Origin of the sequence: Aquincola tertiaricarbonis (assembly GCF_023573145.1) — a bacterium.
GTDB lineage: Bacteria > Pseudomonadota > Gammaproteobacteria > Burkholderiales > Burkholderiaceae_C > Aquincola > Aquincola tertiaricarbonis_B.
Window position 1 is genome coordinate 101010 of the sequence record NZ_CP097635.1, and the last position, 25842, is coordinate 126851.

General features: G+C 69.7%; 24 protein-coding genes. 6 read left to right on the top strand and 18 right to left on the bottom strand.

Translation table 11 applies throughout. The annotated features are described in order from the left end of the window. Nucleotides 1-24 precede the first annotated feature (24 nt). Nucleotides 25-1248, bottom strand: a complete 1224-nt coding sequence (hutI, locus tag MW290_RS00505; protein WP_250195405.1) for an imidazolonepropionase — start codon at nucleotides 1246-1248, stop codon at nucleotides 25-27. A 19-nt stretch (nucleotides 1249-1267) separates the two neighbouring features. Next, nucleotides 1268-2992: a urocanate hydratase gene (gene hutU / locus MW290_RS00510; RefSeq protein WP_250195406.1), complete on the bottom strand. Its 1725-nt coding sequence runs from the start codon at nucleotides 2990-2992 to the stop codon at nucleotides 1268-1270. Nucleotides 2993-3101: 109 nt separating this feature from the next. Here hutU and MW290_RS00515 point away from each other — a divergent pair, with 109 nt between their 5' ends. The 3 genes from MW290_RS00515 to MW290_RS00525 all read left to right on the top strand — a co-directional run bounded on the left by MW290_RS00515 (nucleotide 3102) and on the right by MW290_RS00525 (nucleotide 4592). Further along, nucleotides 3102-3728 carry a rhomboid family intramembrane serine protease gene (locus MW290_RS00515; RefSeq protein WP_250195407.1) on the top strand — a complete coding sequence of 209 codons (627 nt, stop codon included), beginning with the start codon at nucleotides 3102-3104 and terminating at the stop codon, nucleotides 3726-3728. Between the two features lie 70 nt (nucleotides 3729-3798). Further along, nucleotides 3799-4032 (top strand): hypothetical protein, encoded by a 234-nt coding sequence (locus MW290_RS00520; RefSeq protein ID WP_250195408.1) that lies wholly within the window; start codon nucleotides 3799-3801, stop codon nucleotides 4030-4032. A 50-nt stretch (nucleotides 4033-4082) separates the two neighbouring features. Continuing rightward, nucleotides 4083-4592, top strand: a complete 510-nt coding sequence (locus MW290_RS00525) for an ankyrin repeat domain-containing protein (RefSeq protein WP_250195409.1) — start codon at nucleotides 4083-4085, stop codon at nucleotides 4590-4592. Between the two features lie 3 nt (nucleotides 4593-4595). Here the strand turns inward: MW290_RS00525 and MW290_RS00530 are convergent, their stop codons facing one another. The 7 genes from MW290_RS00530 to hydA are packed head-to-tail and all read right to left on the bottom strand — an operon-like array spanning nucleotide 4596 to nucleotide 11514. Beyond that, nucleotides 4596-5504: a polysaccharide deacetylase family protein gene (locus MW290_RS00530; protein ID WP_250195410.1), complete on the bottom strand. Its 909-nt coding sequence runs from the start codon at nucleotides 5502-5504 to the stop codon at nucleotides 4596-4598. Between the two features lie 5 nt (nucleotides 5505-5509). Further along, a complete protein-coding gene (locus MW290_RS00535; protein WP_250195411.1) occupies nucleotides 5510-6901 on the bottom strand; it encodes an amidase in 1392 nt (463 codons plus the stop codon). Next, nucleotides 6901-8193, bottom strand: coding sequence for a TRAP transporter large permease (locus MW290_RS00540; protein ID WP_250195412.1), 1293 nt, complete (start codon nucleotides 8191-8193; stop codon nucleotides 6901-6903). The genes MW290_RS00535 and MW290_RS00540 overlap by 1 nt, the downstream gene beginning before the upstream one ends. Further along, complete coding sequence (locus tag MW290_RS00545; RefSeq protein ID WP_250195413.1) at nucleotides 8190-8801, bottom strand: TRAP transporter small permease subunit; 612 nt, start codon at nucleotides 8799-8801, stop codon at nucleotides 8190-8192. The genes MW290_RS00540 and MW290_RS00545 overlap by 4 nt, the downstream gene beginning before the upstream one ends. Before the next feature lie 7 nt (nucleotides 8802-8808). Further along, a complete protein-coding gene (locus MW290_RS00550) occupies nucleotides 8809-9849 on the bottom strand; it encodes a TRAP transporter substrate-binding protein (RefSeq protein ID WP_250195414.1) in 1041 nt (346 codons plus the stop codon). A gap of 43 nt (nucleotides 9850-9892) precedes the next feature. Further along, nucleotides 9893-10102 carry a hypothetical protein gene (locus MW290_RS00555; RefSeq protein ID WP_250195415.1) on the bottom strand — a complete coding sequence of 70 codons (210 nt, stop codon included), beginning with the start codon at nucleotides 10100-10102 and terminating at the stop codon, nucleotides 9893-9895. Continuing rightward, nucleotides 10099-11514, bottom strand: coding sequence for a dihydropyrimidinase (hydA, locus tag MW290_RS00560; protein WP_250195416.1), 1416 nt, complete (start codon nucleotides 11512-11514; stop codon nucleotides 10099-10101). Before hydA ends, MW290_RS00555 begins: the two co-directional genes overlap by 4 nt. Nucleotides 11515-11744: 230 nt before the next feature. On the opposite strand from hydA, the gene MW290_RS00565 reads away from it, so the two are divergent. Genes MW290_RS00565 through MW290_RS00575 form a run of 3 tightly spaced genes read left to right on the top strand, consistent with a single transcriptional unit; the run spans nucleotide 11745 to nucleotide 13900 of the window. Beyond that, entirely contained in the window at nucleotides 11745-12470 is a 726-nt protein-coding gene (locus MW290_RS00565; RefSeq protein WP_250195417.1) for a maleate cis-trans isomerase family protein, read from the top strand. A 57-nt stretch (nucleotides 12471-12527) separates the two neighbouring features. Next, nucleotides 12528-13247, top strand: a complete 720-nt coding sequence (locus MW290_RS00570) for a GntR family transcriptional regulator (protein WP_250195418.1) — start codon at nucleotides 12528-12530, stop codon at nucleotides 13245-13247. Continuing rightward, on the top strand, nucleotides 13247-13900 hold the full coding sequence (locus tag MW290_RS00575) for an aspartate/glutamate racemase family protein (protein WP_250195419.1): 654 nt from the start codon (nucleotides 13247-13249) through the stop codon (nucleotides 13898-13900). Before MW290_RS00570 ends, MW290_RS00575 begins: the two co-directional genes overlap by 1 nt. A 38-nt stretch (nucleotides 13901-13938) precedes the next feature. On the opposite strand, the gene MW290_RS00580 is transcribed toward MW290_RS00575, so the two are convergent. From MW290_RS00580 to MW290_RS00620, 9 genes are all read right to left on the bottom strand, one after another. Continuing rightward, nucleotides 13939-14856 (bottom strand): hypothetical protein, encoded by a 918-nt coding sequence (locus MW290_RS00580; RefSeq protein ID WP_250195420.1) that lies wholly within the window; start codon nucleotides 14854-14856, stop codon nucleotides 13939-13941. Nucleotides 14857-14953: 97 nt separating this feature from the next. Beyond that, entirely contained in the window at nucleotides 14954-15988 is a 1035-nt protein-coding gene (locus MW290_RS00585) for an aliphatic amidase (RefSeq protein WP_250195421.1), read from the bottom strand. A gap of 108 nt (nucleotides 15989-16096) precedes the next feature. After that, nucleotides 16097-18679, bottom strand: a complete 2583-nt coding sequence (locus MW290_RS00590) for a hybrid sensor histidine kinase/response regulator (protein WP_250195422.1) — start codon at nucleotides 18677-18679, stop codon at nucleotides 16097-16099. 102 nt (nucleotides 18680-18781) lie between these two features. Then, nucleotides 18782-19924, bottom strand: coding sequence for a Gfo/Idh/MocA family protein (locus MW290_RS00595; protein ID WP_250195423.1), 1143 nt, complete (start codon nucleotides 19922-19924; stop codon nucleotides 18782-18784). After that, complete coding sequence (locus MW290_RS00600) at nucleotides 19921-20946, bottom strand: sugar phosphate isomerase/epimerase family protein (RefSeq protein WP_250195424.1); 1026 nt, start codon at nucleotides 20944-20946, stop codon at nucleotides 19921-19923. Before MW290_RS00600 ends, MW290_RS00595 begins: the two co-directional genes overlap by 4 nt. Nucleotides 20947-20953: 7 nt before the next feature. Continuing rightward, nucleotides 20954-21949 carry a substrate-binding domain-containing protein gene (locus tag MW290_RS00605; protein WP_250195425.1) on the bottom strand — a complete coding sequence of 332 codons (996 nt, stop codon included), beginning with the start codon at nucleotides 21947-21949 and terminating at the stop codon, nucleotides 20954-20956. A gap of 65 nt (nucleotides 21950-22014) precedes the next feature. Next, nucleotides 22015-23025 (bottom strand): ABC transporter permease, encoded by a 1011-nt coding sequence (locus MW290_RS00610; RefSeq protein WP_250195426.1) that lies wholly within the window; start codon nucleotides 23023-23025, stop codon nucleotides 22015-22017. After that, a complete protein-coding gene (locus tag MW290_RS00615) occupies nucleotides 23000-24496 on the bottom strand; it encodes a sugar ABC transporter ATP-binding protein (protein ID WP_250195427.1) in 1497 nt (498 codons plus the stop codon). The genes MW290_RS00610 and MW290_RS00615 overlap by 26 nt, the downstream gene beginning before the upstream one ends. Next, a complete protein-coding gene (locus MW290_RS00620) occupies nucleotides 24493-25638 on the bottom strand; it encodes an ROK family protein (protein WP_250196692.1) in 1146 nt (381 codons plus the stop codon). The genes MW290_RS00615 and MW290_RS00620 overlap by 4 nt, the downstream gene beginning before the upstream one ends. Nucleotides 25639-25842 lie beyond the last annotated feature (204 nt).

The following is a 25842-nucleotide window of genomic DNA, read 5'->3' on the forward strand; positions in this document are numbered from 1 at the left end:
ACCCCGCCGGGCGCCGGAAGAAGCCTAAACCGCCGGCAGCCGCACGTGACCCGCGTTAACCACCCGCCAGCACGGGTTGAAGCCCATCGCATGGCAAAGGTCGGCCGGCCGGTCGATGTCCCACAGCACGAAGTCGGCTTCACGGCCCACGGCCAGCAGGCCGACCTCGTGCTGCACGCCCAGCGCGGCGGCGGCATGGCGGGTGGCACCGGCCAGAGCTTCTTCCGGCGTCAGCCGGAACAGCGTGCAGGCCATGTTCAGCGCGGCCAGCATCGACGGCATGGGCGAGGTGCCCGGGTTGCAATCGGTGGAAACGGCCATCGGCACGCCGGCCTCGCGCAGCGCGCCCACGGGCGGTAGCCGGGTCTCGCGCAGGAAGTAGAAGGCGCCGGGCAGCAGCACGGCCACGGTGCCGGCGGCGGCCATCGCGGCCACGCCCGCGGGGCTGAGGTGCTCCAGGTGGTCGGCCGACAAGCCCCGGTAGCGCGCCACCAGGGCCGCCCCGCCCTGGTCGCTCAACTGCTCGGCATGCAGCTTCACGCGCAGGCCGTGGGCATGGGCGGCCTGGAACACACGCTCGGTTTGCGCGGGGGTGAAGCCGATGCCCTCGCAGAACGCGTCCACCGCGTCCACCAGGCCTTCGGCCACCAGCGCGGGCAGCATCTGGTCGCACACCAGCTGGATGTAGTCGTCGGCCCGGCCGGCGTACTCGGGCGGCAGCGCATGCGCGCCCAGGAAGGTGGTGTGCACCCGCACCGGCAGCAGGCGGCCCAGTTCACGGGCCACACGGAGCATCTTGGCCTCGGTGGCGGTGTCCAGGCCATAGCCCGACTTGATCTCGAGCGTGGTGACGCCCTCGGCCAGCAGGTTGGCCACACGGCGGCGGCTGGCCGCGAACAGCGCCTCGGGCGTGGCGGCGCGGGTGGCCCGCATCGTGGCCACGATGCCGCCGCCACGGCGGGCAATCTCTTCATACGCCACACCGTTGAGGCGTGCTTCGAACTCGTCGCTGCGGTTGCCGGCGTACACCGCATGGGTGTGGCAGTCGACCAGGCCCGGCGTCACCCAGCGGCCGCCGCCGTCGTATTCCCGCTCCGGCCGCAGGCCGGCGGGCAGGTCGGCCTCGGGGCCCAGCCACACGATGCGGCCATCGGCCACGGCCAGGGCGCCATGCTCGATGGCGCCGTAGGAACTGCCTTCGGCCATGGTGGCCAGGTGAAGGTGATGCCACAGCGCGTCGCAATGCATGGCCGATGCCCCCCGGTAGTCAGCGAATCATCGGCAGCTTAAGCCCATGCCGCTGTGCGCAGGCCACCGCCGCTTCGTAGCCGGCATCGGCATGGCGCATCACGCCCGAGGCGCAGTCGTTCACCAGCACGCGGGCCAGGCGGCGTTCGGCCTCGTCGCTGCCGTCGGCCACGATCACCATGCCCGCATGTTGCGAGTAGCCCATGCCCACGCCGCCGCCGTGGTGCAGGCTCACCCAGGTGGCGCCGCCGGCGGTGTTGAGCAGCGCGTTCAGCAGCGGCCAGTCGCTCACCGCGTCGGTGCCGTCCTTCATCGCCTCGGTCTCGCGGTTGGGGCTGGCCACCGAGCCGGTGTCCAGGTGGTCGCGGCCGATGACGATGGGCGCCTTCAGTTCGCCCTTGCGCACCATCTCGTTGAAGGCCAGGCCGGCCACATGCCGCTCACCCAGGCCCAGCCAGCAGATGCGCGCCGGCAGCCCCTGGAAGCTGATGCGCTCACGCGCCATGTCCAGCCAGCGGTGGGTGTGACGGTTGGCCGGGAACAGTTCCTTGATCTTGGCGTCGGTCTTGTAGATGTCTTCCGGGTCGCCCGACAGCGCCACCCAGCGGAACGGGCCCTTGCCTTCGCAGAACATCGGGCGGATGTACGCCGGCACGAAACCGGGGAAGTCGAACGCGTTTTTCACGCCCCGGTCGAAGGCCACCTGGCGGATGTTGTTGCCGTAATCCACCGTGGGAATGCCCATGGCCTGGAAATCGAGCATGGCCTGTACATGCTGCGCGCAGCCCTGCGCGGCGGCGGCCTGCAGCTCGGCATGCTGGGCGGGGTCGTGCTGCGCAGCCTTCCAGCGCGCCACCGTCCAGCCGGGCGGCAGGTAGCCGTTCACCAGGTCGTGGGCCGAAGTCTGGTCGGTCACCAGGTCGGGGCGCGGGCCGCCGGCCTGCGCGCGGCGCACCAGTTCGGGCAGCAGGTCGGCCGCATTGCCCAGCAGGCCGATGGAGACGGCCTCCTTGCGGTCGCAGTGGTGCTTGACCAGCGCCAGCGCTTCGTCCAGGCTGTGGGCCTGCTTGTCGAGGTAGCGGGTGCGCAGGCGGAAGTCGATGCTGCTTTGCTGGCACTCGATGTTCAACGACACCGCCCCGGCCAGCGTGGCGGCCAGCGGCTGCGCGCCGCCCATGCCGCCCAGGCCGGCGGTGAGGATCCAGCGGCCGGACCAGTCGTTGTTGTAGTGCTGGCGGCCGGCCTCGACGAAGGTCTCGAAGGTGCCCTGCACGATGCCCTGGCTGCCGATGTAGATCCAGCTGCCGGCCGTCATCTGGCCGTACATGAAGAGGCCCTTGCGGTCCAGTTCATTGAAATGGTCCCAGTTGCCCCACTTGGGCACCAGGTTGGAGTTGGCGATCAGCACCCGCGGCGCGTCGGCATGGGTCTTGAATACACCCACCGGCTTGCCCGACTGGATGAGCAGCGATTCGTCCGCCTCCAGCGCCTGCAGCGAGGCCAGGATCTGGTCGAAGCAGGCCCAGTCGCGCGCCGCGCGGCCGATGCCGCCGTAGACCACCAGGTGCTTGGGGTTTTCCGCCACCTCGGGGTCGAGGTTGTTCTGGATCATGCGGAATGCCGCCTCGGCCAACCAGTTCTTGCATTGCAGCTGGCTGCCACGCGGCGCGCGGATCACGCGGCTGGCGTCGTAGCGGGGGTCGTTGCGCAGGGCGTGGTCGGCAGGGGTTTCGGCTTGGCTCACGGGCATTCTCCGGCGGGCGGCGGTCAAGTTGTATAGACAACTATAGTGATTCCGCCCCCGCCTTGGCAACCTTTTCGTGCAAGATGTCTAGACAAGCTACAGTGTCCGCATGAACCCCGACACCCTTGCCGCCGTGGCCAGCGCCCCGGCCGCCACCCTGCTGCTGGCCACCATCGTGGTGGTGAGCCTGCTGGGCCTGTACAAGGCGCCGCAGCTGATCTCCCGCAACCTGCTGCGGCCGCACGGCCTGGCGCGCCGCGGCGATTACGCCACGCTGGTGACCAGCAGTTTCATCCACGCCGACCTGCCGCACCTGGTGTTCAACGGCTTCACCTTCTGGGCCTTCGGCTTCGGGCTGGAACGGCACCTGGGCACGCCCCGCTTCGTGGCGCTGTATGCGGTGGGCCTGCTGGCCAGCAGCGTCGCCACCTGGTTCATCCACCGCCGCCAGCCGGGATATGCCAGCCTGGGCGCCTCGGGCGCCATCCTGGCGGTGCTGTTCGCGTCCATCATCGTGTTTCCACAGTCGTCGCTGTTCATCCTGCCGATCCCGGTGCCCATCCCGGCGCCGCTGTTCGCGCTGGGCTACCTGGCCTTCAGCCTGTGGGCCGGGCGCAGCCAGGGCGGGCGCATCAACCATGATGCCCACGTGGCCGGTGCGGTGGCCGGCGTGCTGTTCATGGCGCTGGCGCAGCCCGGGAGCATCGGCCGCGCCCTGGCGGCATGGTGGTCTTGACGGCAGGGTTGCCACCGCGCGCCGAGCGGCGTAGAACAGGGGGCCTCTCGACCACGGCAGAGGACACTCCATGGACAAGCAACTCCACCTGCTGGAAAGCTTCCAGGCCCAGGGCTCCGACGGCGCCCGCTACAAGGTGATGGGCTACGAGCACCTGGTGCGCGACCCTTCGCTGAACGAGGCGGTGGCCCACTGGGAGCCCACCGGCGAAACCGAATATCGGCTGGACGACGGCCGGCTGGTGCTGCCGGCGCGCGACGGTTCGCTGCGCATCGACAAATCCGGCGTGACGCTGATGCGCTGACGCGTGGATGCCCGCCCGAGGGCAGGCACGGCGCCTGCTGGGGCGGGGTCATGAACGCCGTCAAACCCCCGCTCGACGAAGCCATCCTGCAGGAGCTTCGGCAGGTTTTCCATGCCGCCCGCCAGGGCGACGTCGGCCACCTGGCGCCGCTGCTGCGGGCCGGCCTGCCCGCCGACCTGACCAACGACGCCGGCGACAGCCTGCTGATGCTGGCCGCCTACCACCGCCACGTGCCGCTGGTGGCGCTGCTGCTGCAGCACGGGGCCGACACGGAGCGGCGCAACGACAAGGGCCAGTCGCCGCTGGGCGCTGCGGCGTTCAAGGGCGATGAGGACATCGTGCACCTGCTGCTGCAGCACGGCGCCCAGGTGGACGCCACCGGCGCCGACGGCCGCACCGCGCTGATGTACGCCGCGATGTTCAACCGCACGGCCATCGTGCACGCCCTGCTGCAGGCCGGCGCCGACCCGGCGCGGCAGGACGCGGCCGGCGGCACGGCTGGCGCGCTGGCGGCCAAGATGGGCGCGGCGGAAACGGCGGCGGTGCTGGGCGCCGGCTGAGATTCAACCCAGCCAATGGTGGGCGATGGCCTCGCGCGTCATCACCACCGCGTCGGCGCAGTCGGCCAGATGGCGGATCACCCGGTCCAGCCCCGCGATGCGCCCCGGCCGCCCGATGATGCGGGTGTGCAGGCCGATCGTCAGCATGCGCGGCGCATGGCGCGCCTCTGGCCGCAGCGCCTCGATGGCGTCGATCACGTAGCCTGAAAAGTCGTCCGCCCGCACGAAGCCACCACGGTCGAGAAAGCGCATGTCGTTGGTGTCGAATCCGTACGGCAGCACCACGTGCGGCGGTCGGCCGTCGCGCGGGTCGAGCAGGAACGGCAGGTCATCGCCGTAGTCGTCGCTGTCGTAGATGAAGCCACCATGCGCGCGCAGCAAGCGGCGCGTGGCCGGTGTGCGGCTGCTCTTGTCGTGCCAGCCGCTGGGCGGCCGGCCGCACAGCCGGGTGATGACCGCGGCCGTGCGGGCGATGTCGCCGGCCTCGTGCACTTCGGAGCGGCCGGCGGGCGAGGTCCAGGTCCAGCCGTGGCCGCAAGGCTCCCAGGCATGCGTGCGCACGTCGTCGGCCACCCAGGGCGTGCGCTCCAAGGCGCGGCCGCAGATGTTCAAGGTGAGCGGCAGGCCGGCGTCGATGAAGCGCTGCGCCACCCGCGCATAACCGGCACGGGCCCCGTACTCGAAATGCGTGGCCATGCAGTAGTCCGGCACACCGTCGATGCGGTGGCTCACCTCGTGCACGCCTTCGTTGCTGGCGTCGCCATCGGCCACCGACAGCTCGGCGCCCTCTTCGATGTTGAGCACGAAGCTGATGGCCAGGCCCGCGCCGCCCGGCCAGCGCAGCGCCTGTTCCTGCGGGCTGCGTCGGCCGTCGAAGCGGCGGCCGTTGTACAGGTCGTCGGTCGTCTTCATCTGCATCACAGGTCGGGCCAGCGGGCGGCCCAGGGCGCAGCGGCCTCATAGGCGGCGGCCAAGGCCAGCAAGGTGTGCTCGTGGCCATGGGCGCCGATCAGCTGGATGCCAATGGGCAGGCCCTGAGCGGAAGGATCGGCCGGCAGCGCCAGGCCCGGCAGCCCGGCCGCATTCACCCAGCCGGTGTAGGCGGCATGCCCGCGCGGGCCCACCGGCTGGCCATCGATCACCGGCGGATAGGGCTCCGCCGCCGGCCAGGGCAGTGCCGCGGCGGCGGGCGTGACGATCACGTCCAGCTGCTCGAACATCACCGGGCTGCGCTGCCGCAGCGCGCGCACCCAGGCCATGAGCTGCCACAGGCGCGGCGCGCCCAGCCGCCGGCCTTGCGCCGCGGCCTCGCGGTAGCGGGGGCTGGCCTGCGCTTCCCACTCAGGGTGGGCGTCGAACGCGGCGGCCAGGCCGATCTGCCCGATCTCGGGCCAGGCCTGCATCAGCGGGCCCACGTCCAGCGGCAGCGGGCCTTCTTCCACGTGGTGGCCCAGACCAGCCAGCCGCTGCACCGCGCGGCGGCAACTGGCGGCAATCTGCGGGTCCAGTGGATGGCCGTCGAGGCGCTCGACATAGCGGATGCGCAGCGGCCCCTCGCGCACCGGCGCCGGCGTGAAGAGCGAGCTGCGGTCGGCCGCCGCGGGGCCCCGCAGCGCGTCGAACAGCAGCCGGCAATCGGCCACCGTGCGCGCCACCGGCCCGATGACGTCGAAGTCCAGCAGCATGCCGGGCAGCGCATGCTGGCGCGGCCAGGCGCTGAGCGAGGGCTTGAGGCCCACCAGCCCGGTGTGCGAGGCCGGGCGCCGGATGGAGCCACCGCCGTCCTGCGCAATGGCCAGCGGCCCGATGCCGGCTGCCACCGCGGCCACCGCACCGCCGCTGGAGCCGCCGGGCGTGAGCGCCGGGTTCCAGGGGTTGCCGGTGACGCCGAACAACGGGTTGGCGGTGTAGCCCTCGTTGGCGAACTCGGGCACGCTGGTCTTGCCCAGCACCACCGCACCACCGGCATGGGCGCGGGTGGCGGCCAGCTCGTCATGGCCGGGCTGGTGCAGCCGCAAGGCGGCCGTGCCACAGGTGGTGGGCAGGTCGCGCCAGTACAGGCTGTCCTTGACCGTCAACGGCACGCCGTCCAGCACCGACAGCGGCCGGCCTTCGGCCCAGCGGCGCTCCGACGCCTGCGCCTCGGCCAGCGCCGCGGTGTCGCGCCGCGCCACCACGGCGTTCAGGCGCGGGTTCACCGCGTCCATGCGCGCGAGCACCGCGCGCAGCACCTCCACCGGGCTGAGGCTGCGCTCGCGGTACAGCCGCCCCAGCTCGGTGGCGGGCAGGCGCCACAGATCGCCCGCCATCACATGTGCGACGGCAACCAGACCGCCAGGTCGGGCACCGCGATCAGCAGCAGGGTGAACAGCAGCATGATGACCACGTAGGGCACGGCGCCCACCATCGCATCGCGGATGCCGCCGTTGTCGGGCCGGATGCCGTGCACCACGAACAGGTTCATGCCCACCGGTGGGGTGATCAGCCCCAGCTCGCACATCAGCACGATGAAGATGCCGAACCACACCGGATCGACCCCCACCGCGGTGACGATGGGAAAGGTGATGGGGATGGTGGCCACCATCATCGATAGCACGTCCATGAACATGCCGAGGATGAAGTAGAAGACCACCAGCACCAGCAGCAGCTGCACCTGGCTGAGGCCGAAGCTGGTGACCCACTGCGTCATGGTTTCCGCCACGCCCGTGAGGCTGATCGCCAAGTTGAGCACGAAAGCCGCGGTGATGATGAGCAGGATCATGCCGCTGGTCTTGGCCGTCTGCACGAAGCAGTGCTGCAGCAGCGTCCAGCTCAGCTTGCCGCTTTTCCAGGCGAAGGCCAGGCTGGCCACCACGCCCAGCGCGGCCGACTCGGTGGTGGTGGCCACCCCGGCGTACAGGCTGCCCATGACGATGAAGAACACCACCGCCGGCGGCACCAGGTCCTTGAGCACCGCGATGCGCTCGGCCATCGGCACCGATGCCTCGCGGATGCCTTGCCGCGTGACCAGCGCATGCCCGGCGATGAAAAGCATGAAGCAGCCGGTGAGCAGCAGGCCGGGCACGATGCCGGCGATGAACAGCTTGCCGATCGAGGTGTCGGTGAGCGAGCCGTAGACGATCATGTTGACCGACGGCGGGATCAGGATGCCCAGCGTGCCGCCCGCGGCGATCGAGCCCAGCGACATCGTCATCGAATAGCCGCGCTTGTGCAGCGAGGGCAGCGCCACGGTGCCGATGGTGGCGGCGGTGGCCACCGACGAGCCCGAGGTGGCCGCGAACAGCGCGCTGCAGCCCACGTTGGTGTGCAGCAGCCCACCCGGCAGCCGCCCCAGCCAGGCCGCCAGCGCACCAAACATGCGGTCGGCAATGCCCGATCGCAGCAGCAGCTCGCCCATCAGGATGAACAGCGGGATGGAGGTGAGCAGGTTGTCGTTGTGCACGCCCCAGACCACCGGCGCCACCGAATTGATGACGGGCAGGCCATAGGCCAGCAGCCCGCCGATCAGGCCGATGGCCGCCATGGACACCGCGATGGGCAGACCCAGCAGCATCATCGCCAGCATGGCCGCGAAGCCGGCCAGCACGTAGCCCGCGCTCATGGCCGCACCCCCATGGCGGTGAGCGGCGCCGCGGGCGCGGGCTCGCCGCCGCTGCGCGCCTTGAGGTCTTCCAGTTCCTCGTCCACCTCGTCCTTGGTGCTGCGCGGGCCGAACTCCCGGTTGAGCATGCCCACCCTGCCCTGCACCAGCAGCCAGGAAGCGCGCAGCGCATAAACCGCTGCCACCAGCGCGAAGACCACCAACCCGGCCAGCCACACCGACTGTGGCAGCACCAGCGGCGTGGCCCAGGGCGTCTGCGCAACGCTCTTGTACGCGGCCGAATCCTGGATCACGAACCAGGCGAGCCAGGCCACCAGGCCGGCAAAGCCCGCCAGCAGCACCGCGGACAGCCAGTTCAGCGCGGTCTGCAGCGCGGCCGGCAGGCGGTCGTGGAACACGTCCACACGAATATGGCTGCGTCCCGTCAAGGCCAGGCTGAAGGCGATGGTGGCGCCCACCGCCAGCGCATAGCCGCCCAGTTCATCGGCCCCCTGCAGCGAAACGTTGAAGGTCTTGCGCATCACGGTTTCCACCGCCACCAGCAGCGACAGCGCCACGAAGATCAGGCCGAAGATCGTGCCCAACCACAGTTCCAGCTTGGCCTTCATGCCGGCCTCACTGGATGTTCAGGGCCTTGCCGACCGTCTTCTTCCAGTCGGCCGAACAGGTGGGGTTGGCCTTGTCGCAGATCTCGGCCCAGGTGGGCACCGAGATGGCGGCCACGGCCTTGCGCACGGTGTTGATGTCCTCGGGCTTGACGGCCACGTCCACCAGCTTGAACTTCTTGCCGGTGGTGCACGGGTCCTTGCCCGCGTTGCAGTTCAGCGCGTCCTGCGTCAGCTCCTTCGAGTACACCCAGATGTCGTCGGTGAGCGTCTTGAAGGCAGCGACCACCTTCTTCTGCTCTTCAGGCTTCAGGCGGTTCCAGGCCTTGAGCGTGATGGCGTAGGCATTGAGCGCCATCTGGAAGCCCAGCGGGTACTGGTGCGTGGTCACCTCGGGCCAGTTGGACGAATTGGCCGAGCTGGGGCCGGTGATGCCACAGTCCACCACGCCCAGCGACAGGCTCTGGTGTACCTCGGTGAAAGCCAGTGGCACCGGCGTGCCGCCCACGCTTTCGATGAACTTCGCCAGGTTCTGGTCGTACACCCGCACCTTCATGCCCTTGAGGTCGGACAGCTGGGTCAGCGGCTTCTTGCAGAACAGCATCTGCGGGCCGAAGGGCCAGGCACCCAGCAGCTTGACCTGGAACTGCTTTTGCAGCCGCTGGTCCAGCGTGTCGAAGTAGGCGTCGTACACCTTGCGCGCGGCGTCGTAGTCGGGCGCCGCACCCACCAGGTCCAGGCCCAGCAGCGTCGGCTCGTCGCGCGAGTTCTGGCTCACGCGCAGCGAGACGATGTCGAACAGGCCGGCCTTCATCACCCGCAGCTGCTCGGTGTCCTTGATGCCCAGCTGGTCGATCGGCTTGTAGTCGGCATTGATCGGCAGGCCGGTGCGCTGCGCGAACTCGTCGAAGAACGGCTTTTCCTTGTTCTTCTGCACCATGCCGGTGGCGGCCGGTTGCCCGATCACCTTGAAGGTGATGCGATCCTGGGCATGGGCGGCCAGACAGCCGAAAGCGACAGCCAACGCAGCGGCGGCACGGGCAAGTTTCATCATGGGCACTCCTAGGGTCGGGGTTTGAAAGGGTCGGTCGGCTTCAGCGGGCTTGTTCGAGCAGGCGGGCGATGGCGGGCGGCAGGCCCAGGTGCCGCTTGGCCGGCGGCGGTGCGCACTCAGCCAGGCCAGGGTCGCCGAAGGCGACCACCACCACCTGCGTGCCGGGCGCGGCCGATCGCTCGGCCTCTGCGCGGATCAGCGCACTCATGCTGTCGCTGATGTTGGGGTTGAGGATGAGCAGGCGCGTCATGGCTTGCGCGGACGCAGCGAAGGCATGCCGCAGGGCAGAAAGCGCCCTTGGCCGGGCCGCGGATGGAACTGCGTGCCATCCCACACCACCTGCCCGCGCGCCAGCGTGAGCCCCGGCCACGCACGCAGCGTGTGGCCCTCGTAGGGCGTGTGGTCCACCGCGTGGTGCAGCATCGCGTTGCTCAGTACGAACTCGCGTTCGTCCCACACCACCAGGTCGGCGTCGCTGCCGATGGCGATGCTGCCCTTGCGCGGGTGCAGGCCATAGGCCTTGGCCGGGTTGGTGGCGGTGAGCTCGACGAACTTCTCGAGCGTCAGGCGGCCGCCCAGCACGCCTTCGGAGTACAGCAGCGGCATGCGTGTCTCGATGCCGGCCAGCCCGTTGGGGATGTGGCGGAAGGCCACCTCCTGGCCACCGGGCTTCTTGCCCTCGGCCGCGTCGTAGTTGAACGGCGCATGGTCGCTGCTGAAGACGGTGAAGAGCCCGTCCACCAGCGCGTCCCAGATGACCTGCTGGTTGCCGGCATCGCGCGGCGGCGGGCTGCACACGCAGCGGGCGCCCTGGTAGCTGTCGTCGATGCCCAGATCGGCCGCGGTGAGGAAGAGGTACTGCGGGCAGGTCTCGGCATAAATGGGCAGGCCGTGGGCGCGGCCCCAGCGGATCTGCTCCACCGCCTCGCGGCCCGACACATGCACGATGAGGATGGGCACGTCCACCAGCTCGGCCAGCGCGATGGCGCGGTGGGTGGCCTCACGCTCCACCAGCATCGGCCGCGCATGCGCATGAAAGCGCGGCGCTGTGCGGCCGGCCGCTTCCAGCCGCCGCGTCAGCCACTCGATGCAGTCGGCGTTCTCGGCATGGATCATCGCCATCGCGCCGTGCGCCCGCGCCACCGACAGCACGTCCAGGATCTGGCCGTCGTCCAGCTTCAGGTCGTCATAGGTCATGTAGATCTTGAACGACGTGTAGCCCTCGCGGATCAGGGCCGGCAGCTCGTGCTCCAGCACCTGCGGCGTGGGGTCGCTGACGATCAGGTGGAAGGCGTAGTCCACATGGGCCTTGCCCTCGGCGCGCTGGTGGTAATCGGCCACCGCGGCGCGCAGGCTTTGGCCCTTGACCTGCGCCGCGAACGGAATCACCGTGGTGGTGCCACCGCAAGCTGCGGCGCGCGTGCCGGTGTCGAAGTCGTCGGCCATGCGCACCGGCGGTGCCATGGGTTGGTCGAGGTGGCAGTGCGCATCCACCCCACCCGGCGTGACCACACGACCGGCGGCATCGATCTCGCGTGCAGCGGCCGGCAGGCCCTGCCCCAGCGCCACGATGCGGCCTTGCGCGATGCCGATGTCCGACACGAAGACATCGGCCGCCGTGGTCACGCGGGCACCGCGAATGACTAGGTCAAGCCCGCTCATCGCGCCACCCCGGCACCAGCGAGGGGCGCAGCGTGGGGCTTCTTTGTCATCAGGCGTGTCGACAACATCTTGACTGCTGTGTGTTGGTGCATGTAAATCAGGCGCAGGCCAAACCTTTGCAACGCCCGTGCCAACTTCAGTGTCTACACTTTCGTCGACAGTCTTATTCGAGCCATTAGTGTCAACACCGATGTCGACACACCTGGCCCGAATGCTGCATGATCGATTGCATGACGCAGACACTTCGACTGGGCGTGCTCACGCCCTCTTCCAACACCGCGCTGGAGCCGCTGACCAGCGCGCTGGCCGCGGCCGTGCCCGGCGGCAGCGCACACTTCGCACGCTTCAAGGTCACCGATATCTCGCTGTCCGAGCAGGCGCTCGGCCAGTTCGATGACAGCAAGATTCTGGCCGCCGCCGAGCTGCTGGCCGATGCCAAGGTCGACGTGATCGGCTGGAGCGGCACCGCAGCCGGCTGGCTGGGCTTCGACCGCGACCGTACGCTGTGCCAGCGCATCACCGAGCGCACCGGCCTGCCCGCCACCACCGCGGTGCTGGCGCTCAATGAACTGCTGGCGCTGCACGGCGTCAAGCGCCTGGGGCTGGTGACGCCCTACACCGCCGATGTGCAGCAGCGCATCGTCGACAACTACGCGGCGCTGGGCATCGAGGTGGTGGCCGAGCGGCACCTGGGCATCCGCGTCAACCACGACTTCGCGTTGGTGGAGCCCGACACGCTGCACGGCCTGATGCGCGAGGTGGCCGCCGCCGGGCCGCAGGCCATCACCACCTTCTGCACCAACCTGCGTGCGGCGCCGCTGGCCGAGCGCATCGAGGACGAGCTGGGCATGCCGCTGTTCGACACCGTCAGCACCACCGTGTGGGGCCAGCTGCGCGCCATCGGCGCCGATCCCACGGTCATCCAGGGCTGGGGCCGCTGGTTCCAGCGGGGCTGAGCGACGGTGGCTCAGGGCACAATGCCCGCGGCCGATGCGCTGGCCACCTTGAATCCCATGCCCACCCGCACGACCAGCCCGAAGAAGGCGTCCACCGCCGCCCGCCTGCAGCGCGAGAACACCCACGACGAGATCTACGAAAAGATCTACGTCGCCATCCTCGAGCACCGGCTGCACCCCGGCACCAAGCTGGCCGAAGAACGGCTGGCCGACATCTTCGGTGTCAGCCGCGCCCGCATCCGCGAGGTGCTGGCCCGGCTGGCGCATGAGCAGATCGTGGAGCTGTATCCGCAGCGCGGCGCCTTTGTCGCCAAGCCCACCATCGAGCAGGCGCGCGACGTGTTCGAGGCGCGCCGCCTGATCGAGCCGGCCGTGATGCGGCGCCTGGTGCAGACGCTCAACCCCGAGAAGCTGGCCCGCCTGCGCATGCACCAGGAGCTGGAGCTGGACGCGCGCCGGCGCGACGACAAGCGCGCGGTCATCCGGCTGTCGGGCGAGTTCCATTCGTTGGCGGCCGACCTGGCGGGCAACACCGCGCTGGCGCGCAGCATGCGCGAGCTGTCGGTGCTCACCTGCCTGATGATCTTCCTGTACGACGCGCCCACCAGCACCAGTTGCCGTGCCGACGAGCACTCGCAGATCATCGATGCGATTGCCAGGCGCGACGCGGCGCGCGCCGAGCGGCTGATGCTGGAGCATCTGGAACACATCGAGCACAGCATGAAGCTGGACGAAGCCACCGAAGAGGTGGACCTGGAAGCCATCTTCAAGGGCTGATGCGCATCCTGCTGCTCAACCCCAACGCTTCGGCGCACATCACTGCGCGCATGGCGGCTTCGGCACGGGCCGAGCTGGGGCCCGATGACGAACTGGTGGCGCTGACCAACCCGCAGGGGCCCGCCGTGGTGCGCAGCGCCGCCCAGCTGGCGCAAGCCGAAGCCACCCTGCCCGCGCTGATGGCACCGCAGGTGGCCCGCTGCGATGCGATGGTGCTGGCCATCTCGCTGGACGGCGCCATCGACCGCCTGCGCCCGGCCTGGGGCGCCAAGCCCGCGCGCGGCATGACCGAAGCCGCCGTCGCCCAGGCGGCGCAGGTGGCGCCCCGCGTAGGCCTGCTGACGCTGGGGCCCGACATGACGCCGCTGTATGCAGCGCGGCTGGCCGCGCTGCTGCCGCCCGAACGCATCGCCGGTGTGATGGCGCCGGCGCTGGAGCAGGCCTTCGCACCCTGCGAAGGCGTGGACGAGGGCGTGCTGCAGACCCTGCTGCAGGCCGCCCGCGCCCTGCCCGCCGACGCCTATGTGCTGGCCGGCGCCGTGCTGTGCGGCTACGACGGCGCGCTGCAGGCCGCGCTGGGCCAGCCGGTGTTCGACGGTGTTCGCTGCGCGGTGCGGCAGGTGCGGGGAGCGGCGGCGGCTCAAGGGCGCTGACGTCGGGCGGCTGGACGCAGGAGCGCCGGGGGCGACCGCTAGAGCGACTGCTCCAGCCGCGCCAGTTGCGCGCGCAGCGCCTGCAGCCGCTGGCTCGCCTGTTCGGCAGTGGCGCTGCCGGCGGCGACGTCCTTCACCAGCGCCTCCAGGCCACTGCGGTCGGCCTTCAGCTGCTTGAGCTGCGCTTCCAGGCCAGCCAGGTTCCTGTTCGGGTCGGGCGGTTCGGCCCGCAGTGCCGCCAGGCGCGCTTCGGCCTTGGCGATGCCCTCATCCAGGCGTCCGATGCCCTCGGTCACCGTGCCGGGTACGGCGCCCGCTCCACCCCCACCCCCACCGCCCTTGCCTTCACCCGTCGCCTTGGCCATCGCCTCCACACTGCGGCTGCCGAAGTAAAAGCTGACCACCGAAGTCACCAGGGTGATCAGCGCGGTGATGATCTGCTTCTGGATGTCCTGGGTGGCCGCAGGTGTGGTGCGCGTGGGGGAGTAGATGCGCAGCTCGATGCCGGTCGGGCCGCTGGCGGCCCCGGCGATCGCCAGCAGACCCTGCTTTTCGTAGCGTTGGATTTCGGGCTGCACCCGCGCAACGTCGGCCACGGTGGTGCTGAAGAGCTGCCAGCCAGGCAAGCTGCCTGCACCATCGTTCATGAGCGCCTGCAGCCCGAACACCGCGAACAACACCATCACCCCCACGGCGAGCAGCGAGCGCAATGAACCGGCCGGCAGACCAAACGCCTCGTCGGCCGAGGCCAGACCCAGCGCATGGAACACCATGGCGATCAACGCCAGGGCCGCGCCGAAGATCACCAGCAGGCCGACGAACCAGAAGGCCGTGCCGGGTTTGTCATAGAAGACCGGCACCGCAAGGGCCAGCGTGAAGGCAAACACCAGCACCAACAGGCCCGCGGCTAACCCGGCCCGCACCTGGGCAGACGCGCCCGCAGGCGCTTGATCCATGTCACCGCTCATGTCCACAGCTCCCAAGCCCACTTGGTGGGCGCAGGCTAGGGCCGATCGCTTGCGGGTGCCTCCTCAAAACAATGGACGATGCGCCCTACCCCATGCTGCGCGGATTCGGAATGCCCTCGATCGGGCACTCCTCGGTGCCCACCATCGGCCGCGTGATGGCTTCCACCGCGGCGCGGGTGGCGGCGGGGTCGGCCACCCACTGGCGGTAGAAGTCGTAGGGGCACTCGGCCACGCCGCGGTCGCCGTCGTCGGAGTTGATGAGGCCGGTGTAGCCGCGGTGCAGCAGCTTGAACAGGTGGTTCTCCGACTGCGCGTGCTTGCGGAAGTCGCGGATCAGGTGCTTGCTCAGCGCCGCGTACTGCACGCCGTTGTCTTCCTCCCCGCACTCGCCCAGCGTACGCCCGTCGAAGCCGATCAGCGCGCTGTGGCCGAAGTAGCTGTACACGCCGTCGAAGCCCGCTGCGTTGGCCACCGCCACGTAGCAGTTGTTGGCCCAGGCCATGGCCTTGGCCATCAGCACCTGCTGGTCCTTGGCCGGGTACATGTAGCCCTGGCAGCGCACGATCAGCTCCGCGCCCTTCATCGCGCAGTCGCGCCAGATCTCGGGGTAGTTGCCGTCGTCGCAGATGATGAGGCTGATCTTGAGACCCTTGGGGCCTTCGCTCACATAGGTCTGGTTGCCCGGGTACCAGCCTTCAATGGGCACCCAGGGCATGATCTTGCGGTACTTCTGGACGATCTCGCCCTGGTCGTTCATCAAGATCAGCGTGTTGTACGGCGCATTGCGCGGATGCTGCTCGTGGCGCTCGCCGGTCAACGAGAACACACCCCACACCTTGGCCCTTCGGCAGGCGTCGGCAAAGATGGCCGTCTCTTCACCGGGCACCGTGGCCGCGGTGTCGAACATCTCCTGCGGGTCGTACATGATGCCGTGGGTGCTGTACTCCGGGAACACCACCAGGTCCAGCCCCGGCAGCCCGCGCTTCATGCCCACCACCATCTCGCCGATGGCGCGTGCATTGGCCAGCACCTCGGCCTTGGTGTGCAGCCGGGGCATCTTGTAGTTGACCACCGCCACCCCGACGGTGTCGTTGCTGCTGCTGATGTCGCCGTGGTTCATGCCCGTGTCCTCCTGCTGCCTGCCGATGCGATGCACGCATTGGGCGGCGGCGGGGCCGGGCCTGGGTATACGTCGAATGACGTAGCGTTGAGTGACGTAGACGGCGGCTCAGGCGTCCAGCATCTCGCGCACCTTGGCCAGCAGCACCGGAAACTCGAAGGGCTTGGCCAGCACTTCCATGCGGTCTTCGGCCAGCGCATTGCCCAGCGCGGTGGTCTCGGCATAGCCGGTGATGAACAAGACCTTGAGCGCCGGTCGCAGCTCACGTCCGGTGTCGGCCACCTGGCGGCCATTCATGCCGCCGGGCAGGCCCACGTCCGTCAGCAGCAGGCCGATGGGTTCTTGGCCTTGCAGCAGCTGCAGCGCGCCCGGGCCGTCACGCGTGGGCAGCACCCGGTAGCCGGCCTCGGTCAGCAGCTCGGTGATCAGGTGGCGCACCGCGTCGTCATCGTCCACCAGCAGGATGGTTTCGCCTGCGCCGCCGGCCACCTTCTGGGGCGCGGCGGGCTCGTCGGCATCGGCTTCGCCCAGGTGCCGCGGCAGCAGCAGCGACATGCGCGTGCCCCGGCCCGGCGTGGAATCCACCGCGATCTGACCGCCCGACTGGCGCACGAAGCCGTACACCATCGACAAGCCCAGGCCCGTGCCCTTGCCCAGCGGCTTGGTGGTGAAGAAGGGCTCGAACACCCGCTGCACCACCGAAGGCGGCATGCCGGTGCCGGTGTCGATGACGTCCAGCCCGACGTAGTCGCCCGGCGGCAGCTTGTGGGCGGCGGCGGCCTCGGCCGGCAGCGACTGGTTGGAGGTGACCAGCGTCAGGTCGCCGCCATCGGGCATCGCGTCGCGCGCGTTGATGCACAGGTTGAGCAGCGCATTCTCGAGTTGCGGCCCGTCGACCCGCGTGGCCCACAGCGCAGGCTCCAGCTGCACGCTCACCCGCACCGCCGGCCCGACGCTGCGGCCGATCAGCTCGGCCATGCCCTGCACCAGGCGGTTGATGCTGACCGCCCGCGGGTCCAGCGTCTGCCGGCGCGAGAAGGCCAGCAGCCGCTGCGTCAGCGCCGCCGCGCGGCGCACCGAGGCATCGCCCATGTCCAGGTAGCGCGTGAACTGCGGATCGAGCTGCGCCCGCCGGCGGATGATCTGCAGCGCGCCTCCAATGGACGACAGCAGGTTGTTGAAGTCGTGGGCGATGCCGCCGGTCAGCTGGCCGATGGCTTCCATCTTCTGCGCCTGGCGCAGTTCGTCCTCGGTCTGCTTGAGCTTGGCACGCGCCTCACGCTCGGCCGTCACGTCGCGGCCAGCCACGAAGATCTCGTCGCCGGTGGTCACCCCTACCCAAGACACCCAGCGGCTGCCGCCTTCACGGTGCGGGTGGCGCAGCACCACCGCCGTCTTCACCTGCTTGTCGATCAGCGCGAAGGCGTCATACAGCCGCTGCACCTGGTCGGGCAGCACGAACTCGGCAATGTGATGGCCCAGCACATCGCCCACCGAATAGCCGAGGATGCGATGGGCCGATGGATTGGCGCGCCGGATGTGGGCCCGGCTGTCCAGCACCACCAGCAGGTCGGGCGAGAGGTCCCACAGGCGGTTCAGCTCATCGGTGCGCTCGGCGATGCGGCTGCTCAACGAGCGGTTGACCGCCTCGAAGCCGCGCTCGATGGCCTTGCGTTCGGTCTGGTCGAGCAGCGAGCCGACGATGCGCACCACCTGCCCCGAAGGCGCCCGGCTGACGCAGCCGCGGTCGCGCACCTCGATGTAGTGGCCATCGGCCTTGGCGAAGCGGTACTCCAGCGCGTACTCGTCCTGGTCGCCGGCGGTCAGCTCTTCAAAGAAGCTCCAGACGCGCGCCCGGTCCTCCGGGTGCACGCGGGCCAGCCACCCGTCCACCGTGCCCAGGCCGTGCGAAGCGGGGTAGCCATAGCAGCGCTCGACCGCTTCGTTCCAGGTGATGCGGCCCTGCAGCAGCTCCCAGTCGCGGATGACCTCGTTGGCCGCCCGCACCGCCAGGCGCAAGCGCTCTTCGACCACGGTTTGCGCGGTGGTGTTCCGCGACACGCACAGCACGGCCTTGACCGCGCCGTCGGTGCCCAGCAGCGGCGTGAGCACGTTGTCCCAGTACTCGGGCGGCTGCCCGGGCAGCTGGCTGGCACCGGGAAATCGCCCGACCTGGCCCCGCAGGGCCTGCTGCAGGGCCACCTCGCCGCGTGCGCCCACCTCAGGCGGCAACAAGGGCAGCCAGGGGCGGCCGGCCACGTCGTCCTCGGGCACGCCCAGCGCCTGGCAGCCGGCCTGGTTCATGTGCAGCAGCTGGCCGTCGGTGCCGATGATCTTGATGCAGTCGACGCTGGCATTGAGCATGTCGGCCTGCATGCGCACCCGCTGTTGCAGCGCCTGTTCGCGCAGGTGGCGTTCATGCACGTCCATCAGCCACACCAGGCGGCGCGGCCGGCCCGCTTCATCGGGCGCATGCAGCGCGGCATGCACCGACATCCAGCGCCAGCCGCCGTCGGCCTGTTTCACCAGGCAGTCGCGCGGCAGGCTGCCGACAAAAAATGATACCGGCCCCGCATCTTCGGGTCCCAGCAAGTCCAGGAGCCGCACGGCCTCACCCACGGTGAGCTGCCAATGCGCATTGGCTTCCAGAATGCGGCCATCTTCGGACATCAGGGCGGCGGCCAGGGGCAAGACTGGTACGGCACCCCCCGGAACAAGCATTTCTGGCATTCGGATCCTCACGACAGTGATCCGGTGTACCACTTCAAGCGGTTTGGGACAAGATTGCGCCCCTCAGTCGCTCCCCTGCAGCGCGTGCCACCCGCCACCCGAGCCCACGACCGCCTCCACGAAGGCCACGCCCCGCGCACCCTCTTCCACCCGCGGATAGTCCGCCAGCATCGGCTCGGCCGCTTCCCCGCCTTGCCGCGCGCGGATGTCCGCGGCCACGCCGCGGTACACGTTGGCAAAGGCCTCGATGAAGGCCTCCGGGTGGCCGGCCGGCAGCCGGCACGCGACCTTGGCGGCTTCGCTCAGCCACGGCGCATTGCGCGTCAGCACGCGCTTGGGGCCGTCGGCCGGGGCGTGGATCAGCAGGTTGGGTTCTTCCTGCCGCCAGTCCAGGTAGCCCTCGCTGCCGAACACCCGCAGCCGGATGTCGTTTTCGCAGCCCGCCTCGATCTGCGAACACAGCAGCACGCCCTTGGCGCCGCCCTTGAAGCGCAGCAGGATGCTGGCGTCGTCGTCCAGCTGGCGGCCGGGCACGAAGGTGCTGAGGTCGGCGCACAGGCTCTCGATCTGCAGGCCCGTGACGGTGGCGATCAGGTGCTCGGCATGGGTGCCGATGTCGCCCACCGCGCCGGCCAGCCCACTGCGAGCGGGGTCGGTGCGCCAGTCGGCCTGCTTGCTCTCGATCTGTCTAGACAACCAGCCCTGGTGGTATTCCATCACCACCTTGCGGATGCGGCCGATCGCGCCCTGGCGAACCAGTTCGCGGGCCTCGCGCACCATCGGGTAACCGCTGTAGTTGTAGGTGACGCCGAACACGGTGCCGGCCTGCTGCACCGCCTGCACCAGCTGGCGCGCCTGCTCGCTGGTGTGCACCAGCGGTTTGTCGCACACCACATGAAAGCCCGCCTGCACGAAGGCCATGGCCACCGGAAAGTGCAGGTGGTTGGGCGTGACGATGCTCACCGCGTCCACACGTTCGTCGGGTGGGCGGCGCAGTTCGTCGGCCAGCAGCGCTTGCCAGGTGCCGTGGTTGCGGTCGTCGGCCAGGCCCAGGTCGCGGCCCGAGGCGCGCGAGCGCTCGGGTGTGCTGCTCAACGCGCCGGCCACGAAGTCCCACTGGTCGTCCAGCGCCATCGCATGCCGGTGCACCGCGCCGATGAAGGCGTCGCGACCGCCGCCCACCATGGCCACACGCAGCCGCCTCATGGCGCGGCCCCGGATGTGCCGCCGCTGCGGCCGAAGGCGTCGTCGAAGGCGCCACCGGCCGGCGGAAAATCGAGCCGGCGGGTGAAAGCGGCGCTTTCCGTCGCGCCATGCACGCGGTCCATGCGGCTGTCTTCCCATTCGATGGACAGCGGGCCGCGATAGCCGATGTCGTTGAGCGCGACAAAGATCGACTCGAAGTCGATCATGCCGCGGCCCACGCTGCGAAAGTCCCAGGTGCGACGCGCATCGCCAAAGCTGGTGTGGCCGCCGAAGGTGCCCACGGTGCCGTCGCCCTTGCCCCACCACACATCCTTCATGTGCACGTTGTGGATGCGGTCCGGGAAGGTGCGCAGGAACTTCACATAGTCCACGCCCTGGTAGCCGAAGTGGCTGGGGTCGAAGTTGAAGCCGAAGCGCCGGTGCTGGTGCACGGCCTGCAGCGCCCGCTGCGCGGTGGCGATGTCGAAGGCGATCTCGGTGGGGTGCACCTCCAGCGCGAAGTTCACGTCGCACTCGTCGAAGGCCTGCAGGATGGGCGCGAAGCGGCGGCCAAAGTCTTCGTAGCCCGCATCCCAGAAGGCCTGCGTGGTGGGCGGAAAGGCGTATAGGGCATGCCAGATCGACGAGCCGGTGAAGCCCGTCACCGTCTTCACGCCAAAGGCCTTGGCCGCGCGCGCGGTGTCGGCCAGCTCCAGCGCGGCGCGCTGGCGCACGCCTTCGGGCTCGCCATCGCCCCACACATGCGCGGGCAGTATCTTCTGGTGGCGGGCGTCGATCAGGTCGCACACCGCCTGGCCCACCAGGTGGTTGCCGATGGCCCAGCACTGCAGGCCATGCGCCTGCAGCAGCGCGCGCTGCTGCTGCACGTAGCCCGGCTCCTTCAGCGCGCGCTGCACGTTGAAGTGGTCGCCGCCGCAGGCCAGTTCCAGGCCGTCGTAGCCCATGCGCCTGGCCAGCGGGGCCAGCTCGGCCAGCGGCAGGTCCACCCACTGGCCGGTGAAAAGAGTGACGGGGCGTGCCATGGCGGCCTCAGAACGGCGAGTTGGGGAAGTAGAAGTCCTTGGCGTTGTCCTTGGTGATCAACACCGACGGGATGATGGTGGTGGGCGGCAGCTTGTCGCCCTTGAGCCGCGCCTCGGCCGTGAGCTTGATGGCGTCGTAGATGAACTTGGGCGAGTACGACACATTGGCCTGGATGCGCGGGTCCGCGCCGTCCATCAGCGTCTTGACCATGCCCTTGGCGCCGGCACCGCCGAACACCAGCTTGATGTCGGTGCGCTTGGCCTGGTCGATGGCCTTGAGCACGCCCACGGCCATGTCGTCGTCGGCCGCCCACACCGCGTCGATCTGCTTGAAGCGGGTGAGGTAGTCCTGCATCACCTTGAAGGCGTCGTCGCGGTTCCAGTTGGCGTACTTGGCGTCCAGCAGCTTGATGTCGGGGTAGCCCTTCATCACCGCGTTGAAGGCGTCCATGCGCTCGTTGTCCAGCGTGGTGGCAATGCCGCGCAGCGCCACCACGTTGCCCTTGCCGCCCAGCGCCTTGGCGATGTAATCGGCCGGCACCTTGCCGAAGGCGGTGTTGTCACCGGCCACGTAGGCGTCCTGCGCGCTGGTGTCGGTCAGGCCGCGGTCCACCACGGTGACATACACGCCTTTGCCCTTGACCTGCTGCACCGGCTTGGTCAGCGCCGCCGATTCGAACGGGAAGATGACCAGCGCATTGATCTTGTTGGCGGTCACCAGGTCCTGCAGCTGGTTGGCCTGCTCGCCGGCGTTGGCGGCGGTCTTGATCGTCACCTTCAGGTTCTTGTGGGTCTTCTCCAGCTCCTTCTTGGCCTCGTTGGCCCACCAGACGATGCCGCCGGTGAAGCCGTGCGTGGCCGCCGGAATGGCCACGCCCAGGTTGACGGTGCCGGCGGGCGCCTGGGCGCGCGCGGCGGGTGCCAGGGCCAACAGCGCGGCAGCTGCGGCGGTGGCCAGCAGCGCGGTACGGCGGGGGGTGGGGCAGGTGGTGGGGTGGGTCATGTCTCGTCTCCTTGGTTTGGCGGGAACAAGGCCCTTGCACCGGGCCGGAAAGAAAGCTGGCACGTTCAGCGGCGGCGCCTTTGCAGGAAGGCCACCACGATGATCACGAAGCCCTGCACCGCGGCATTCAGGTACACGCTGATGATGCTGGTGAGGTTGAGGATGTTGCTGATGACCGACAGCAGGATGGCGCCCACCACGGTGCCGGTGATGCTGCCCGCGCCGCCCTTGAGCGCGGTGCCGCCGACGATGACCGCGGCGATGGCTTCCAGCTCCCACAGCAGGCCGGTGGTGGGCGAGGCGCTGCCCAGCCGCGGCACGTACAGCAGCGTGGCCATGCCCACGCACACGCCCAGCAGCACGTAGGTGAGCACCTTGATGCGGTCCACGTCCACCGCGGCATAACGGGCCACCTGCTCATTGCTGCCGATGGCCTGCACATAGCGGCCATAGGCCGTGCGGTTGAGGATGAGCCCGCCCAGCGCCGCCACCGCGACGAACACCCACACCGGCACCGGCACGCCCAGCAGCGCGGCGTAGTACACCGGGCTGTAGGCATCGCTCAACGCGTTGTCCAGCGTGATGGCGCCGCCGTTGGAAAAATAGGTGAGGTACGCGCGGAAGATGCCCAGCGTGCCCAGCGTGACGATGAAGGGCTCGATGCGGCCACGGGTGATCAGCAGCCCGTGCGCCAGCCCGAACAGCGCGCCCAGCAGCAGCGCAAAGCCCATGCCCAGCGCCACCACCAGCACCGGCTGCAGGCCCTGCTCGCCCAGCGCATTCATCAGCAGGATCACGCAGCCGGCGATCAGCGCCGCCATCGAGCCCACCGACAGGTCGATGCCGCCGCTGATGATGACGAAGCACATGCCCACCGCGATGATGCCGATGAAGGCCGTGCGCGTGAGCACGTTCATCAGGTTGTCGAAGCTGGCGAAGTCGCTGTTGAGCAGCGTGCCCGCCACCAGCAGCAGCGCCAGGCCCAGCACCGGGCCCAGGCCATGCAGGCGGCTGCCGCCGCCGCGGCGGCCCTGCGGTGGGGCGGTCTTGTCAGTGCTCACGGGTTCCGGTGGCATGGGCGATCAACTCCTCTTCGGTCAGGCCGCTGCCCTGCACCACCGCCATCAGGCAGCCCGCACGCATCACGGCCACGCGGTGGCACAAGCCCACCAGCTCCATCAACTCGGACGACACCACCACCACGCCGCGGCCCTGGCGGGCCAGTTGCTGCACCTGGCCGTAGATGTCGCGCTTGGCGCCCACGTCCACGCCGCGGGTGGGCTCGTCCAGCACGATCACGCGCGGGTCGGGGTGCAGCACCTTGGCCAGCGCCAGCTTCTGCTGGTTGCCGCCCGACAGCGACGAGGCCGGGATGTCCAGCGTGCCGGTGCGGATGCCGAAGTCCTGCACCGCCTGCTGCATCGCCGCGCGCTCGGCCGCCGGCTGCAGCCAGGGCCGCGCGTAACGCGCCAGCGCCATCAGCGTGAGGTTCTCCTTCAGGCCGAAGTCCACGTGCAGGCCCTTGCCCTTGCGGTCTTCGCTCAGGTAGGTCAGGCCCAGGCGCGCGGCCTCGCGCGGGCTGCGGATGCGCACCGGCCGCCCGGCCAGCTCCAGCTGCTGCACCGTGTGGGGCCGCAGGCCCAGCAAGGCCTCGAACAGCTCGGTGCGGCCGGCGCCCACCAGGCCGGCAAAGCCCAGGATCTCGCCGGGCCGCACCTCGAAGCCGATGTCCTGCGCCCAGCCCGGTACCGTCAGCCCCTGCACGCGCAGCAGCGGCGGTGTGTCGGCCGGCGGTGGCGGGTCCTTGGGCGGGTACAGGTCGGCCAGCTCGCGGCCCACCATCAAATTGGCCATTTCGCGGCGCGTCAGGCTGGCGGTGGGCGCGCGGGTGACGAAGCGTCCGTCGCGCATGACCACCACCCCGTCTGTCACACGCTCCACCTCGTCCAGCTTGTGGCTGATGTAGAGGATGGTGACTCCCTCGGCCTTGAGCCGCGCCATCAGGTTGAACAAGGCCTCGGTCTCGCCGGGCGTCAGCGTGGCGGTGGGCTCGTCCATCACCAGCAGGCGGGCGCGGCGGGCCAGGGCCTTGGCGATTTCCACCAGCTGCTTTTCGGCCACGATGAGCCGGCGCACCGGCGTGTCGGGGCTCACGGCCAGGCCCACCTGGGCCAGCGCCTGCGCGGCCTCGGCCCGCATGGCCGCATCGTCCAGCAGCCAGCCGCGCTTTTTCTCGTGGCCCAGGAAGATGTTCTGCGCGATCGTCAGGTCTTCGGCCAGGTTGAATTCCTGGTGGATGAGCACGATGCCCGCGGCCTCGGCCTCGCGCGAGCCGGCAAAGGCCACCGGCTGGCCGCCGATGCGCAGCGTGCCGCCGCTGGGCTGCTCATGGCCCGCGAGGATCTTCATCAGCGTGCTTTTGCCGGCGCCGTTTTCGCCCAGCAGCCCCACCACGGTGCCGGGCTGCACCTCGAAGCTCACGCCATGCAGCACCTGCACCGGGCCGAAGCGTTTGGTGATGCCTTCGAACTGCACATGCAGGCTCATGCTGTGGCCCCTTGCAGCATGGCCTGCTGCAGCGCCAGCGCGCCGGCGCCCACCACGCCGGCTTCGTCACCCAGCGGCGTGTACTGGATCTCCAGGTGCCGGGTGCTCAGCGCCAGGCTGCGGTGGTAGATGCTTTGCCGCACGCTGGCCAGGAACAGCGGCCCGGTGCGGGTGACGCCGCCGCCGATGAACACATGGCTGGGGTTGAAGAAGTTGACGACCGAAGCCAGCATCTGCCCGATGAGGGCGCCGGCCCGCTGCACGATGGCATTGCTGGCCGCATCGCCCGCGCGGCTGGCCTGGGCCACGTCGGCGGGGGTCAGCACGCCGCGCTCGTCCAGCAGCTGCGCCAGCATCGGGCTCTTGCCGGCCTGCGCGGCCTCGGTGGCCATGCGGGCGATGGCGGGGCCGGCGGCCATGGCTTCCACGCAGCCCAGGTTGCCGCAGTGGCAGCGCGGGCCCTGGGGGTCGACGCAGATGTGGCCCACGTCGCCGGCCGAGCCGTTGACGCCCCGGTACACCTGGCCCTGGCAGACGATGCCGCAGCCGATGCCGGTGCCCACCTTGATGACGACGAAATTCTTCAGGCTGCGCTGCAGCCGCCACAGCTCGCCCAGCGCCATCAGGTTGACGTCGTTGTCCACGAACACCGGGGCCGCGTAGTCGGCGCGCAGATCGTCGCGGATCGAAAAGCCGTCCCACTCGGGCATCAGCGGCGGCGCCACCAGCTGCGCATGGTCGAAGTCCACCGGCCCCGGCACGCCCAGGCCGATGGCCAGCACCTGGCGCGGCGTGGCGCCACAGCGCGCCAGCAGCTCGCGCAGCAAGGCCCGCACGCGGCTGAGCACCAGGCCCGGGCCGCGGCGCACGTCCATCGCCTCGGCATGGCGTTCCAGGATGCGCAGGTCGGGCGTGAGCACCGCCACGTCCAGCCCGGTGGCGCCCAGGTCCACCGCCAGCACCACGCCCAGGGTGCGCGCCAGGCGCAGCGTCTCGGCCCGGCGGCCGCCGGTACTGGCCTGGGGGCCGGCCTGTTCCAGCAGGCCCTGCTCCATCAGCGAAGCGACGGCGGCATTGGCCCGGGTGCGCGACAGCTCGGCCCGGTGCGCCACGGCCTCGCGCGGCAGCCCGGTGCTCCACATCACGGCGTCCAGCACGGCCCGTTCACCGCCCGACAGGGTGGCCCAGGGATTCAGCACGGCCGGTCCATTCGTCTTGTCTCCTGTACTGCTGTGGCCGCTCTGCGTCGGCGCGGGGCCATGCTAGGCGGCCCACTTTCGCCTATCAACCACAAACTTCAACCCGTTTCGGCTGGAAGTCGGCCTGTGCCGCAAGGGCTTTGCGGG

Coding starts and splice junctions, on each gene's coding strand:
- hutI (WP_250195405.1), bottom strand. CDS start 1,248: ATGCATTGCGACGCGCTGTGGCATCACCTTCACCTGGCCACCATGGCC.
- MW290_RS00515 (WP_250195407.1), top strand. CDS start 3,102: ATGAACCCCGACACCCTTGCCGCCGTGGCCAGCGCCCCGGCCGCCACC.
- MW290_RS00520 (WP_250195408.1), top strand. CDS start 3,799: ATGGACAAGCAACTCCACCTGCTGGAAAGCTTCCAGGCCCAGGGCTCC.
- MW290_RS00525 (WP_250195409.1), top strand. CDS start 4,083: ATGAACGCCGTCAAACCCCCGCTCGACGAAGCCATCCTGCAGGAGCTT.
- MW290_RS00530 (WP_250195410.1), bottom strand. CDS start 5,504: ATGAAGACGACCGACGACCTGTACAACGGCCGCCGCTTCGACGGCCGA.
- MW290_RS00535 (WP_250195411.1), bottom strand. CDS start 6,901: ATGGCGGGCGATCTGTGGCGCCTGCCCGCCACCGAGCTGGGGCGGCTG.
- MW290_RS00540 (WP_250195412.1), bottom strand. CDS start 8,193: ATGAGCGCGGGCTACGTGCTGGCCGGCTTCGCGGCCATGCTGGCGATG.
- MW290_RS00545 (WP_250195413.1), bottom strand. CDS start 8,801: ATGAAGGCCAAGCTGGAACTGTGGTTGGGCACGATCTTCGGCCTGATC.
- MW290_RS00550 (WP_250195414.1), bottom strand. CDS start 9,849: ATGAAACTTGCCCGTGCCGCCGCTGCGTTGGCTGTCGCTTTCGGCTGT.
- MW290_RS00555 (WP_250195415.1), bottom strand. CDS start 10,102: ATGACGCGCCTGCTCATCCTCAACCCCAACATCAGCGACAGCATGAGT.
- hydA (WP_250195416.1), bottom strand. CDS start 11,514: ATGAGCGGGCTTGACCTAGTCATTCGCGGTGCCCGCGTGACCACGGCG.
- MW290_RS00565 (WP_250195417.1), top strand. CDS start 11,745: ATGACGCAGACACTTCGACTGGGCGTGCTCACGCCCTCTTCCAACACC.
- MW290_RS00570 (WP_250195418.1), top strand. CDS start 12,528: ATGCCCACCCGCACGACCAGCCCGAAGAAGGCGTCCACCGCCGCCCGC.
- MW290_RS00575 (WP_250195419.1), top strand. CDS start 13,247: ATGCGCATCCTGCTGCTCAACCCCAACGCTTCGGCGCACATCACTGCG.
- MW290_RS00580 (WP_250195420.1), bottom strand. CDS start 14,856: ATGGATCAAGCGCCTGCGGGCGCGTCTGCCCAGGTGCGGGCCGGGTTA.
- MW290_RS00585 (WP_250195421.1), bottom strand. CDS start 15,988: ATGAACCACGGCGACATCAGCAGCAGCAACGACACCGTCGGGGTGGCG.
- MW290_RS00595 (WP_250195423.1), bottom strand. CDS start 19,924: ATGAGGCGGCTGCGTGTGGCCATGGTGGGCGGCGGTCGCGACGCCTTC.
- MW290_RS00600 (WP_250195424.1), bottom strand. CDS start 20,946: ATGGCACGCCCCGTCACTCTTTTCACCGGCCAGTGGGTGGACCTGCCG.
- MW290_RS00605 (WP_250195425.1), bottom strand. CDS start 21,949: ATGACCCACCCCACCACCTGCCCCACCCCCCGCCGTACCGCGCTGCTG.
- MW290_RS00610 (WP_250195426.1), bottom strand. CDS start 23,025: ATGCCACCGGAACCCGTGAGCACTGACAAGACCGCCCCACCGCAGGGC.
- MW290_RS00615 (WP_250195427.1), bottom strand. CDS start 24,496: ATGAGCCTGCATGTGCAGTTCGAAGGCATCACCAAACGCTTCGGCCCG.
- MW290_RS00620 (WP_250196692.1), bottom strand. CDS start 25,638: ATGTGGAGCACCGGGCTGCCGCGCGAGGCCGTGGCGCACCGGGCCGAG.